At 74.7% G+C, this 12003-nt stretch carries 16 protein-coding genes; 3 read left to right on the top strand and 13 right to left on the bottom strand.

Features of this window, described 5'->3' with window-relative positions; genetic code table 11:
• Positions 1-131 precede the first annotated feature (131 nt).
• The 11 genes from trpA to ACFV4F_RS08660 all read right to left on the bottom strand — a co-directional run bounded on the left by trpA (position 132) and on the right by ACFV4F_RS08660 (position 8126).
• The gene (trpA, locus tag ACFV4F_RS08710; RefSeq protein WP_380501080.1) at positions 132-941 is read right to left on the bottom strand and encodes a tryptophan synthase subunit alpha; all 810 of its coding nucleotides are present in this window, start codon (positions 939-941) and stop codon (positions 132-134) included.
• Between the two features lies 1 nt (position 942).
• The gene (trpB, locus tag ACFV4F_RS08705; protein ID WP_380492817.1) at positions 943-2193 is read right to left on the bottom strand and encodes a tryptophan synthase subunit beta; all 1251 of its coding nucleotides are present in this window, start codon (positions 2191-2193) and stop codon (positions 943-945) included.
• 49 nt (positions 2194-2242) lie between these two features.
• The gene (gene trpM, locus ACFV4F_RS08700; protein WP_329928299.1) at positions 2243-2392 is read right to left on the bottom strand and encodes a tryptophan biosynthesis modulator TrpM; all 150 of its coding nucleotides are present in this window, start codon (positions 2390-2392) and stop codon (positions 2243-2245) included.
• Positions 2393-2401: 9 nt separating this feature from the next.
• Complete coding sequence (trpC, locus tag ACFV4F_RS08695; RefSeq protein WP_359963056.1) at positions 2402-3208, bottom strand: indole-3-glycerol phosphate synthase TrpC; 807 nt, start codon at positions 3206-3208, stop codon at positions 2402-2404.
• A 295-nt stretch (positions 3209-3503) separates the two neighbouring features.
• Positions 3504-3944: a DUF2752 domain-containing protein gene (locus ACFV4F_RS08690; RefSeq protein ID WP_380440532.1), complete on the bottom strand. Its 441-nt coding sequence runs from the start codon at positions 3942-3944 to the stop codon at positions 3504-3506.
• An 87-nt stretch (positions 3945-4031) separates the two neighbouring features.
• Positions 4032-4295 carry an HGxxPAAW family protein gene (locus ACFV4F_RS08685; RefSeq protein WP_380440534.1) on the bottom strand — a complete coding sequence of 88 codons (264 nt, stop codon included), beginning with the start codon at positions 4293-4295 and terminating at the stop codon, positions 4032-4034.
• Positions 4296-4477: 182 nt separating this feature from the next.
• Positions 4478-5107, bottom strand: coding sequence for a TIGR02234 family membrane protein (locus tag ACFV4F_RS08680; protein WP_380501078.1), 630 nt, complete (start codon positions 5105-5107; stop codon positions 4478-4480).
• A 26-nt stretch (positions 5108-5133) separates the two neighbouring features.
• A complete protein-coding gene (locus tag ACFV4F_RS08675; RefSeq protein WP_380492824.1) occupies positions 5134-5610 on the bottom strand; it encodes a Uma2 family endonuclease in 477 nt (158 codons plus the stop codon).
• A gap of 30 nt (positions 5611-5640) precedes the next feature.
• Positions 5641-7164 carry an anthranilate synthase component I gene (locus ACFV4F_RS08670; protein ID WP_380440540.1) on the bottom strand — a complete coding sequence of 508 codons (1524 nt, stop codon included), beginning with the start codon at positions 7162-7164 and terminating at the stop codon, positions 5641-5643.
• A gap of 38 nt (positions 7165-7202) precedes the next feature.
• On the bottom strand, positions 7203-7574 hold the full coding sequence (gene hisI, locus ACFV4F_RS08665; protein ID WP_329928306.1) for a phosphoribosyl-AMP cyclohydrolase: 372 nt from the start codon (positions 7572-7574) through the stop codon (positions 7203-7205).
• A 63-nt stretch (positions 7575-7637) separates the two neighbouring features.
• Positions 7638-8126 (bottom strand): hypothetical protein, encoded by a 489-nt coding sequence (locus ACFV4F_RS08660; protein WP_380501076.1) that lies wholly within the window; start codon positions 8124-8126, stop codon positions 7638-7640.
• A gap of 107 nt (positions 8127-8233) precedes the next feature.
• Here ACFV4F_RS08660 and ACFV4F_RS08655 point away from each other — a divergent pair, with 107 nt between their 5' ends.
• The 3 genes from ACFV4F_RS08655 to ACFV4F_RS08645 all read left to right on the top strand — a co-directional run bounded on the left by ACFV4F_RS08655 (position 8234) and on the right by ACFV4F_RS08645 (position 10686).
• Entirely contained in the window at positions 8234-8815 is a 582-nt protein-coding gene (locus tag ACFV4F_RS08655) for a hypothetical protein (RefSeq protein WP_380501074.1), read from the top strand.
• 25 nt (positions 8816-8840) lie between these two features.
• Positions 8841-9485, top strand: coding sequence for a TIGR03085 family metal-binding protein (locus tag ACFV4F_RS08650; RefSeq protein WP_380501072.1), 645 nt, complete (start codon positions 8841-8843; stop codon positions 9483-9485).
• Positions 9486-9906: 421 nt separating this feature from the next.
• A complete protein-coding gene (locus ACFV4F_RS08645) occupies positions 9907-10686 on the top strand; it encodes a VOC family protein (RefSeq protein WP_380501070.1) in 780 nt (259 codons plus the stop codon).
• 64 nt (positions 10687-10750) lie between these two features.
• On the opposite strand, the gene hisF is transcribed toward ACFV4F_RS08645, so the two are convergent.
• Entirely contained in the window at positions 10751-11521 is a 771-nt protein-coding gene (hisF, locus tag ACFV4F_RS08640; RefSeq protein ID WP_380440548.1) for an imidazole glycerol phosphate synthase subunit HisF, read from the bottom strand.
• The gene (locus tag ACFV4F_RS08635; protein ID WP_380440550.1) at positions 11518-11958 is read right to left on the bottom strand and encodes a RidA family protein; all 441 of its coding nucleotides are present in this window, start codon (positions 11956-11958) and stop codon (positions 11518-11520) included. Before ACFV4F_RS08635 ends, hisF begins: the two co-directional genes overlap by 4 nt.
• Positions 11959-12003: the final 45 nt, after the last annotated feature.

The following is a 12003-nucleotide window of genomic DNA, read 5'->3' as shown; positions in this document are numbered from 1 at the left end:
GGCGGCGGTCACCCCCTGGCGGCCCCACCCACACCCAACGGCCGGTCCCCCCCGCCCCCCCCCCCCACCCCGCCGGCCCCGCGCCCCCCCCCCCCCCCCCGGGCCGTCAGCCGTCCCTATCGGTCAGCGCGTCAGCGTCGCCGTACGCCCTGCGCCAGTTCGCCGGCCAGGGCGCGGACGGCGTCGAGCGCGGCCGGTTCGTCCCCGTCCGCCTCCAGGATCCGCTTCACGAACGCGGACCCGACGATCACGCCGTCCGCGAAGGCCGCGACCTCGGCCGCCTGCTCCGGCGTGGAGACGCCGAGCCCGACGCAGACCGGCAGGTCCGTGGTGGCCCGGGTGCGGGCGACCAGGTCCTCGGCGAGCGAGCCGACCGCGCTGCGGGTGCCCGTCACGCCCATCACCGCGGCGGCGTACACGAACCCGCTGCCGGCCGCGGTGACCTCGGCCAGCCGCTCGTCCTTGCTGCTGGGGGCGACCACGAACACGGTGTCCAGACCGTGCTCGTCCGCCGCCTTGCGCCACTCCCGGGACTCCTCGACCGGCAGGTCCGGCAGGATGCAGCCGGCCCCGCCGGCGGCCGCCAGGTCGGCGGCGAAGCGGGCCACGCCGTAGCGGTCGACCGGGTTCCAGTAGGTCATCACCAGCACCGCCGCCCGCGGGTGCGCGGTGGCGACCTCCTGGACGGTCCGCAGGACGTCCTTGATCCGCACGCCGCCGCGCAGGGCGATGTCGTCGGCGGTCTGGATGACGGCGCCGTCCAGCACCGGGTCGGAGTGCGGCAGGCCGACCTCGACGACGTCGCAGCCGCCCTCGACCAGCGCCCCGATCGCCCGGATGCCGCCGTCGACGGTCGGGAAGCCGGCCGGCAGGTAGCCGATCAGCGCGGCGCGGTCGTCGGCCTTGGCCTTGGTCAGGATGCCGCTGAGCTTGCTCGCCATGTCACTTACCCCCGTCGGCCGCGTCGCCGGCCGGCTCGTCGTACAGGCCGAAGTACTGGGCCGCCGTGTGCATGTCCTTGTCGCCGCGCCCGGAGAGCGAGACCAGGATGGTGGCCTCCGGCCCGAGTTCGCGGCCGAGCTCCAGGGCGCCGGCCAGCGCGTGGGCGCTCTCGATGGCCGGGATGATGCCCTCGGTGCGGGAGAGCAGGCGCAGCGCCTGCATCGCGGCGTCGTCGGTGACCGGGCGGTACTCGGCCCGTCCGGTGTCCTTGAGCCAGGCGTGCTCCGGGCCGACGCCCGGATAGTCGAGGCCGGCCGAGATGGAGTGCGACTCGATGGTCTGGCCGTCCTCGTCCTGGAGGACGTAGGTGCGCGAGCCGTGCAGCACGCCGGGGTCGCCCTTGGTGAGGGTGGCCGCGTGCCTGGGGGTCTCGGCGCCCTCGCCGGCCGCCTCGCAGCCGATCAGGCGCACGCCGGCGTCCGGGATGAACTCGTGGAAGATGCCCATCGCGTTGGAGCCGCCGCCGACGCACGCGACGACGGCGTCGGGCAGCCGCCCGGTGCGGTCGAGGACCTGCTCGCGCGCCTCGACGCCGATGACGCGGTGGAAGTCGCGGACCATCATCGGGAAGGGGTGCGGCCCGGCGACGGTCCCGAACAGGTAGTGCGTGGAGTCGACGTTGGCGACCCAGTCGCGGAACGCCTCGTTGATGGCGTCCTTGAGGGTGCGGCTGCCGGACTTGACGGCCACCACCTCGGCGCCGAGCATCCGCATCCGGGCGACGTTCAGCGCCTGGCGCTGAGTGTCGACCTCGCCCATGTAGATCGTGCAGTCGAAGCCGAACAGCGCGCAGGCGGTGGCGGTGGCCACGCCGTGCTGGCCGGCGCCGGTCTCGGCGATGATCCGGGTCTTGCCCATCCGGCGGGTGAGCAGCGCCTGGCCCAGCACGTTGTTGATCTTGTGCGAGCCGGTGTGGTTCAGGTCCTCGCGCTTGAGCAGGATCCGCGCGCCGCCCGCCTCGGCGGAGAAGCGGTGCACGTCGGTCAGCGGGCTCGGACGGCCCGTGTAGTCCTTGAGCAGGGCGTCGAGCTCGGCGGTGAAGGCCGGGTCGGTCTTCGCCTTCTCGTACTCCTCGGCGACCTGCTCGACGGCGGCGACCAGCGCCTCCGGGATGAAGCGGCCCCCGTACGCGCCGAAGTAGCCGCGGGCGTCCGGCACGTGCGCGCCGGACTGGTGGTCCTTGTCGGACATGGTGGTTTCCCTTGGGGAGATGACGACAGTGACGTCTCGTGGCCGGTGATCAGCCGAGCGTCCCGCGCCATCGCCGGCCGGGCACCTGCCCGGGCTCACAGCCGATGACGTAGCGCACCCGCCGCCCCAGCACCCGGCGCGCGGGCGCGCGGCAGCCGCGCGGGCGGCAGCCGGGGGCGAGACGGGTGGCGATCTTCATCTGCTGCGCTCAGTCCTTGTGCCGCACGGCCGGGTGGGCCCCGGCGGCGACCAGGTCGGCGACCGCGGCCCGCGGGTCCTTGCCGGTCACCAGGGACTCGCCGACCAGCACCGCGTCGGCGCCGAGGTTGGCGTAGGAGATGACGTCCAGCGGGCCGCGCACGCCGGACTCGGCGACCTTGACGATGCCGTCCGGGATCGCGTGGACGACGTTGCCGAAGGTGTCGCGGTCGACCTCCAGCGTCTTGAGGTTGCGGGCGTTGACGCCGATGATCCGCGCCCCGGCGTCCACCGCGCGCTTGATCTCCTCCTCGTCGTGCACCTCCACCAGTGGCGTGAGGCCGATCGACTCGGCGCGCTCGATCAGCGACACCAGGGCCGGCTGGTCGAGGGCGGCGACGATCAGCAGCGCGAGGTCGGCGCCGTGCGCGCGGGCCTCCCACAGCTGGTAGGCGGTGACGATGAAGTCCTTGCGCAGCAGCGGGGTGTCCACCGCCGCGCGGACCGCGTCGAGGTCGGCCAGCGACCCGCCGAAGCGGCGCTGCTCGGTCAGCACGCTGATCGCGGCGGCGCCGCCGGCCGCGTAGTCGACCGCCAGGGCGGCCGGATCGGCGATCGCGGCCAGGGCGCCCTTGGACGGGCTGGAGCGCTTCACCTCGCAGATCACCCGGATCCCGTCGCCCTTGAGGGCGGCGACGCCGTCCTTGGCCTCCGGGGCCTTGGCGGCGAGCTCCTTGAGCTCGTCCAGGGAGACCCGGGCCTGCCGCTCGGCGAGGTCCTCGCGGACCCCTTCGATGATCGTGTCGAGCACACTCATGCGTCCACCTCGCTGCGCTCGGCAGGCGCATCGCGCAACACGCACCTGTCAATGGTTCGGTCGCTCCGCTCACTCACGGCGCAGTGCCCCCATCGTTTCTGCTAGTTCAGCTAGCCGGTAGCCGTCGGACAGAGGCCCGTCGGCTCTTCGATGGTATCGGCACCCGGGGGCGCGAACCGCATCAGCCCGGCGCGCGTCTCGCGGACCGGACGCCCCTTGCGGCGGCTCTCAACTGCGACTTCACCGCTTCTCCACCCAGGGCCGGGCGCCCCCGGCCCGGACCGGGCTCCCCGGCTCAGACCAGCGGCGGAGCCAGCCCCGCCCCGACCGGCAGGTTGCGCACGACGGTGAACACCAGCACCAGCAGTCCGATCAGCGCCCAGCGGCGCGCCCCGACCGACATCCGCGGCACCGGGCCGCCGGTCAGCGCGGCCCAGGCCCAGCGCAGCCACATCAGCGCCAGGACGGCGAACAGGAGCACCGCGACGGCGTTGTCGTGCAGCGCGGCGGTGAAGTCCCCGTGGGCCAGCGCGTGGACGCAGCGCAGTCCCCCGCAGCCGGGGCACCACCAGCCGGTCGCGGCCAGGAAGGGGCAGGTCGGGTAGTGCCCGGGTGCGTTCGGGTCCACCACGGAGACGTACACGGCGGGCACGGCCGCGGCGGCCAGTGCGGCCAGCGGCGGGCCCATCCGCCGCAGCACGGGCGGCGGGGCGGAGGCGGCGGGGGCGGCGTTCACGCCCCCGATTGTGCCCGGCGCGGGGGCCGGGGATGCGAAAACGGCGGGCGTGGCGCCCGCCGTTCTGCAGTGCGAAGGGTGTCGTCGTCAGGCGGCGACGGCAGCGCGCGCGGCGCGGGCCTCGGTCTGCTCCTGGACGGACGTGTAGACGTTGGTGCTCGGCTGCTTGCCCATGCCGGCCATCGCCATGGCCTTGCCGACGATGCCGCCGACGAGGACGACCGCGAGACCGGCCACGACCAGCAGCGGCGACGGCAGGATCATCGCGACGCCCGCGATGCCGAAGCCGACGAAGGAGATGACGACGCCGGTCCAGGCGGCGGGGTTGTGGCCGTGTGCTGCTGCTGCCATCGATGGTGCTCCTTGGCTCTCGGGGCCCGGCCGGGCCTGCGGGGCCGCCGGCGGGTTTGACGGGTTCCATTGTGCCGGGCCACATGTCGGCGGCCCAAAGCGGGTGGCGGGTCTATCGCGTCACAGTGGACGGCCGGGGACGGGCCTGGGGAGTGTCTTCCGGTTGCGCCGAAGGACAGGCCCTAGACGGCCGTCGGGTCCTCGCCGCGGTCCAGCGCCTTCCACAGGTCGGCCGGGGTGTCCGCGCCCTTCGCGGCGCCCTTGGCCGGGCTCTTCACCGGGGCCTTGCCGGTGGGCGCCTCGTAGCGGCTGCCCATGGCCGGCCAGCCGCGGCCGAAGCGCAGCGTGAGCAGCCCGGCGACGGCGAGCAGCACCCCGCCGGCCACCGCCACCCACGGCCAGCCGCTGTGGCCGACCTCCGTGGCCGTCGAGCCGGCCAGGGCGAGCTTGCGGGCCGCCTCGGCGTCCAGCGCGGCGGTGTCGCCGGCGCCGGCCACCGCCGTGGCGGCCACGCCGATCCCGGCCAGCAGGGTCAGCGCGCCGACCGCGAGCCGTCCGGCGCCGCGCACCGCGAACACCGCGATGGCGGCGGCCAGGCCCACCAGGGCCAGCCCGCCGGGCAGTTCGGAGATCCGGCCGCCGCTGACGGACACCTCCAGGGTGCCGGCCCGGCCCTGCGCCCAGTCCCGGCCGACCGCGGTCAGCACCAGGACGGCGCTCAGCACGGTCAGCAGCAGCATCACGCCGAGCGTGCGCCGGCCCGGCCGCGCGGCCGGGGCGGTGTCGGGTACGGGGTTCTGGTCAGCGCTCACCCGTCCACTATCCCCCGGCCGCGTTCTCAGGCCGTACCCGGGGTGGGGCGCTCCACCACGAACCCGTCGGTCTGGAGCACGAGCGTCCGCTCGCCGAGCGGCAGGAAGAGGTCGTTGCCGATCGGCACCCGTTCGGCCTCCCGGTACACCCCGCCCGGCGCCGGGGCGGTGTGCACGGTGCAGACGCCGGCCACCGGGTCCACCACCACGTACAGCGGCAGCCCGGACTCCGCGTACGCGCGCGCCGCCGCGCCGTGGCCGCCGCCCGGGGCGGCCACCTCCAGGACGGCCTCCACGGACGTCCCGTCGTAGCGCCCCCCGGCGCCCCGCGCGGCACCCGGGGCGATCACCGCCAGGTCGGGGGCGAGGCCGCCGGGCGCGGCCCGGAAGTCGATCAGGACCTGCGACAACACCCTTCCGTGGCCCGCCAGTTGGTCCCCGATCTGGACGGCGGCGGCGAGCACGGCCACCCACCGCCGCTCGTCCTGCGGCACCTCGGACATCCCGGCCGCCTCCCTTGCGTACCTGTGGGGCTACGAAAGCTCCGGCGTCCGCAGCGTATTGGCGGTGGCGATCGCCCGCAGCACGGCGGCCGCCTTGTTGCGGCACTCGGTGTCCTCGCCGTGCGGGTCGGAGTCGGCCACCACGCCGGCGCCGGCCTGCACGTACGCGGTGCCGTCGCGCAGCACAGCGGTCCGGATCGCGATCGCGGTGTCGGAGTCGCCGGCGAAGTCCAGGTAGCCGACGCAGCCGCCGTACAGGCCCCGGCGGGTGGGCTCCAGCTCCTCGATGATCCGCATCGCCCGGGGCTTGGGCGCGCCCGAGAGGGTGCCGGCCGGGAAGCACGCCGTCAGCACGTCGAAGGCGGTCCGCCCGGGCGCCACCTTGCCGGTGACGGTCGAGACGATGTGCATGACGTGGCTGTAGCGCTCGATGTGCATGAAGTCGACCACCTCGACGCTGCCCGGCTCGCAGACCCGGCCGAGGTCGTTGCGGCCCAGGTCGACCAGCATCAGGTGCTCGGCGCGCTCCTTGGGGTCGGCGAGCAGCTCGGCGGCCAGCGCCGCGTCCTCGTGCGGGCTCGCGCCGCGGTGGCGGGTGCCGGCGATCGGGTGCAGCATCGCCTCGCCGTCGGTGACCTTGACCAGCGCCTCCGGGCTGGAGCCGACCACGTCGAAGCCGCCCTCCGCGCCGCCGTCGGGGCCCGGGAAGCGGAACAGGTACATGTACGGGCTCGGGTTGGTGGTGCGCAGCACCCGGTAGACGTCCAGCGCGGAGGCCGGGCAGGGTGCCTCGAAGCGCTGCGAGGGCACGACCTGGAAGGCCTCGCCGGCCCGGATCCGCTCCTTGATCACGTCCACCGCGGCCCGGTAGGGCGCGCCGCCGAACGGCGAGCGGACGTCGCCGGGGCCGGCCGGGGTGAAGGTGGCGAGCCCGGGGTCGACGGGCCTGAGCAGGTCCGCCTCCATCGCGTCGAGCCGGGCCACCGCGTCCGCGTGGGCCTCGTCGACGCCGCTGGCGAGGTCGTTGTGGTTGACGGCGTTGGCGATCAGCAGCACCGTGCCGTCGACGTGGTCCAGCACGGCGAGGTCGGTGGCGAGCAGCATCGTCAGCTCGGGGAGCCCGAGGTCGTCCGGGTTGAGGTCCGGCAGCTTCTCCAGGCGGCGCACGACGTCGTAGCCGAGGTAGCCGACCAGGCCGCCGGTGAGCGGCGGCAGGCCGTCGTCGGAGTGCCGGGGGGTGTGCAGGGCCTCCAGGGCCGCGCGCAGCACCTCCAGCGGGTCCCCGCCGGTGGGGATGCCGACCGGCGGGGCGCCGAGCCAGCGGGCGTCGCCGTCCGGGCCGACGGTGAGGGTGGCGGCGCTGCGCACGCCGACGAAGGAGTAGCGCGACCAGCTGCGGCCCTGCTCGGCGGACTCCAGCAGGAAGGTGCCGGGCCGCTCGCCGGCCAGGCTGCGGTAGAGGCCGATCGGGGTGAGGCCGTCCGCGAGGAGCCTGCGGGTGACCGGGATGACCCGGGTGTCGACGGCGAGCTTGCGGAAGGCTTCGAGGTCCATGGCGGGCGGCACCTTCAGGGTCGGAGGCTTTGGTGTGGTCAGGCGAGCGGGAGCACGTCGGCGTCGAAGCAGGTGCGGTCGCCGGTGTGGCAGGCGGCACCGGTCTGGTCGACCTTGACCAGCAGGGTGTCGCCGTCGCAGTCGAGCGCCACCGACTTGACCGCCTGGACGTGCCCGGAGGTGTCGCCCTTGACCCAGTACTCGCGGCGGCTGCGGCTCCAGTAGGTGCAGCGGCCGGTGGTGAGCGTGCGGTGCAGCGCCTCGTCGTCCATCCAGCCGAGCATCAGCACCTCGCCGGTGTCGTGCTGCTGCGCGATGGCCGGCAGCAGGCCGTCCTCGGTGCGCTTGAGGCGGGCCGCGATCGCGGGGTCCAGGGCGGTGGTGCCGGGGGCGGCGGGTGTGGTGGACATGGGGACATTGTGTCAGCCCGGCCGGGGCGCCCGGTGCGCCGTCCGCATCGCGGCCGGCGCAGGTCAGCGGGGCCGCTCGCAGCCGGCGGGCCAGATCCGGTGGACGAACAGCCCGGCCCCCTGAGCCAGTGCGGCCACCCGGGCCGGCCCGTTGCCGGGCTCGCCGTCCCACGGTTCTCCGTCCCAGACGGCGATCAGCTCGTCGATCATGCCGACCAGCGCCCGCCCGGTGTCGTCGCCGAGGCCCCCGCGCTCGGCCGCGGCCAGCCGGTGGACGGCGTTCGCCTCGTTCATCAGCTCCAGCCGGGTGGCCCGGTGGTGGTCGTCGGCGCGGCCGACGAGCGGCGCACTCGCGGGGACGATGATCTCCAGCTTGCCGCCGTGCTCCAGGACGGACCGGGCGAACCAGGTGTCCGGCCCCTCGTCGGCGCAGGTGACGCCGACGAGCTCGTACGAGCCGAAGGTGGTGACCAGCTGCCAGAGGTCGCCGCGGACCAGCATCTCCGTGATGCCGCCCGACAGGCCCTGGTGTCCGGTGATTCCGACGCGCATTCCCAACTCCCGGGATCGTGTCGTGCCGCCCGGGAGCCTACCCAATGGGGGGACGAGTTCGGCCAACCACCTGCCGCGGAGCACCGGTTTGGGCCATCCTCATGGCCATGACCTCCGAGCAGCCGCCGTCCGCAGCCGCCGACCCGCGCCCGTCCCGCGGCCTGGTCCTCACCGTCGCGGCGGTCCTCGTCGCCCTGCTCGCGGTGGTGGCGACCGTCATGCTCTGGCCCGACGACAAGAAGCCGGCCGCCGCACCTCCCCCGCCCACCCCCGCGACCACGGCCACCGCGACGCCGACCCCCACCCCGACGCCCACGCCCACCCCGACCCCCACCCCGCCGTACGCCTTCTTCCCGGTCGGCACCTGCTTCGACCACCCGCAGCTCAGCCCGGCGATCGTCCGGTCCGAGGAACGGCCCTGCACCGGCGAACACGACGGCGAGGTGATCGCCGACCTCAAGCTGCCCGAGGGCCTCACCGGCGACCTCAAGATCAACCTCGCGATCCTCGACGGCTGCAAGGCCGCCGAGACCGCCGCCAAGGCCCGCCAGGGCGACGCCCGCACCTACTACGGCCGCCCGGTCGGCCCGACCATGGCCAACTACCAGCAGGGCTGGCGGGACTACACGTGCGCGCTGACCCTCAGCAACCGCCAGGGCGGCCCCAAGCTCACCGGCCACCTCCGCTGAGCCCACCACGTTCTAAGGTGACGCCATGTCGAACCACGCCCTCGCCGAGCGTCACCGCCTCGCCGAACTCCTGGCCGCCGCCGGGCCGGACGCCCCCACCCTCTGCGCCGGGTGGACCACCCGCGACCTCGCCGCCCACCTGGTGATCCGCGAACGCCGGGCGGACGCGGCCCCCGGCATCCGCGTCGGCGCCCTCGCGGGCTGGACCCACCGGGTGCAGTCGGCCTACGCCGAGCGCCCGTACGACGAGCTGGTCGGCCTCTTCCGCTCCGGCCCGCCGGTGTTCTCCTTCTTCGCGCTCCCCGGCGCGGACGAAGCGGCCAACACCGTCGAGTACTTCGTGCACGCCGAGGACGTCCTGCGAGCGGCCGACGACTGGACCCCCCACCCCGTCCCGCCCGGCCGCTCCGAGGCCCTGTGGCGCCGCCTCCCCCTCCTCGCCCGCTTCGAAGCCGGCCGCCGCTCCCCCGTCCGCCTCGAACTCCACCACCCCGACGGCCGCACCGTCACCGCCGGCCCCACCGGCGCCCCGGTCGTCCGCATCACCGGCGAGCCGGCCGACCTGATCCTCTTCACCTACGGCCGCGGCGCCCGCACGACCCTCACCGTCGACGGCCCCTCGGACGCCGTCGAGGCCCTCCGCCACGCCCTGCCCCTGCCCCCTCGGTAGCGCGCCCGATGATCCGCGGTGGGGGGGGGGGGGCCGCCGGCCGGGGCGCGCCCACCCCCCCCCCCCCCCCCCCCCCACCCCCCGCCCCCCCCCGCGCCCCCCCCCCCCCCCCCCCCCCGCGCCCCCCCCCCCCGCGCCCCCCCACCCCCCCACCCCGAGCGCACCCGCGCGACGACGACACCCGGCCGCCCGTCCGGAACCGGCCGACCACGTGCGGGAAGTCGACCGCGCCGACTTCCCGCGCACGGGCCTCGGCATCGCCGGGGATGCCCCGTTCGAGGGACCGGCCCGACCCGCCCCATCCCGTCCCGGCTGCGATTGTCAGTGGCCCGGTGCAGACTCTCAGGTGGCCGGGGAGGGGGCGTGCGCGCGCCTGTCGGAAACCGCTCCGGTCAGTTCTCCGTCGAAGGGGCACCACCTCATGCTCACCACCGACTTCCCCGCCGGTTCGCCCTGCTGGATCGACCTGGGCAGCCCGGACATCCCCGCCACCACCGAGTTCTACGACAAGGTCTTCGGCTGGACGTTCCAGTCGGCCGGCCCGGAGACGGGCGGCTACGGTTTCCTCCAGCTGGACGGCAAGACCGTCGGCGCCGTCGGCCCGCTCGACGAGGGCGACCAGTCCACCTGGACGACGTACTTCCGCACCCCCGACGTGGACGCCGCCGTCAAGACCGCCGAGCAGGCCGGCGGCACGGTGCTCGTCCCGCCGATGGACGTCATGGGCGAGGGCCGCTTCGCCCAGGTCACCGACCCGCAGGGTGCCCGGTTCGCGCTGTGGGAGGCCGGCAACACCAAGGGCCTGGACGCCGTCTCGACCGACAGGACCATGTGCTGGTCCGAACTGCACACCTCCGACCAGGACGCCGGCTTCGCGTTCTACGAGACCCTGTTCGGCTGGCGGGTGGAGAACTTCGAGCCGTCCCCGGGCATGAGCTACCGGGTGGTCTCGACCGCCGAGGGCGACCAGCAGGAGACGAGCTTCGGCGGCATCGCCCCGGTGATGGACGCGGCCCAGCCGTCCGCCTGGACGCCGTACTTCGCCGCCGACGACGTGGACGCGCTGATCGCCAAGGCGACGGCGGCCGGCGGCACGGTGCTGATGCCCGCCGCGGACGTGGAGAACGTCGGCCGGATCGCCTGGCTCGCGGACCCGAACGGCGCCCCCTTCGCGCTGATCAAGGGCGAGCCCCGGCAGTAGCGGCACAACGAGCAGGGCCCGCCACCAGGGACGGTGGCGGGCCCTCCTCGACGCGCAGAACGCGTCACCGTACCGGGTGCCCGGCCTCCCGCAGCGCGTTCTTGACCTCGCCGATCCGCAGGTCCCCGAAGTGGAAGACGCTCGCCGCGAGCACCGCGTCCGCGCCCGCCTCGACGGCCGGGGCGAAGTCGGCGAGCTTGCCGGCGCCGCCGGAGGCGATCACCGGCACGGAGACGGCCTTGCGCACGGCCCGGATCAGGTCCAGGTCGTAGCCGTCCTTGGTGCCGTCGGCGTCCATCGAGTTGAGCAGGATCTCGCCCGCGCCCAACTCGGCCGCGCGGCCCGCCCATTCGACCGCGTCGAGGCCGGTGCCGCGGCGCCCGCCGTGCGTGGTGACCTCGAAGCCGGACTCGGTCTCGGTGCCGGGAGGGCAGCGCCGGGCGTCGACCGACAGCACCAGCACCTGCCGCCCGAACCGCTGGGCGATCTCCCGCACGAGCTCCGGCCTGGCGATGGCCGCGGTGTTGACGCCCACCTTGTCCGCGCCGGCCCGCAGCAGCTTGTCGACGTCCTCGACGGCGCGGATGCCGCCGCCGACGGTGAGCGGGATGAACACCTGCTCGGCGGTGCGGCGGACCACGTCGTAGGTGGTCTCGCGGTCGCCGGAGGAGGCGGTGATGTCGAGGAAGGTGAGCTCGTCGGCGCCCTCGGCGTCGTAGAGCTTGGCCATCTCGACCGGGTCGCCGGCGTCGCGCAGGTTCTGGAAGTTGACGCCCTTGACCACCCGCCCGGCGTCGACGTCCAGGCAGGGGATGACACGTACTGCAAGGGTCACGGCTGATTGCCTTCCGGGGCTTCCAGGGTCTTTGCCAGCCCGGTGCGGTACGCGTCGATCTCGACCTCGACCATCATCCGGGAGTCGATCAGGCCCTCGACCACCACCATGGTGGCCACCGGGCGGGCGGCGTCGAAGAGCTGACGGTGGGCGCGGCCCACCTCCTCGGCGTCGCGGACGTGGGTGATGTACATCCGGGTGCGGACGACGTCGTCCGCCGTCAGACCGTACGCGGCCAGGGCCGTGAGCCCGACGCCGAACGCGGCGAGCGTCTGCCCGTACGGGTCGCCCTCGTGCTCGATCCGGCCGTCCACCCAGGCGGTGGAGCCGGCCACGTGCACGTGGTCGCCCGCGACGACCGCGCGCGAGTAGCCGAACTCGTCCTCCCAGGGGGAGAATCCGGCGACCCGGCCGCGTACGATCCGACGTTCCGTCATCCTGTAACCGTCTCTTCCGTCATCGGCGGCGTCGGCCTCACCTCG

Origin of the sequence: Kitasatospora sp. NPDC059722, assembly GCF_042733235.1 — a bacterium.
Taxonomy (GTDB): domain Bacteria; phylum Actinomycetota; class Actinomycetes; order Streptomycetales; family Streptomycetaceae; genus Kitasatospora.
The sequence above is the reverse complement of the archived record's forward strand: the minus strand, read 5'-3'. Positions and strand labels throughout refer to the sequence as shown.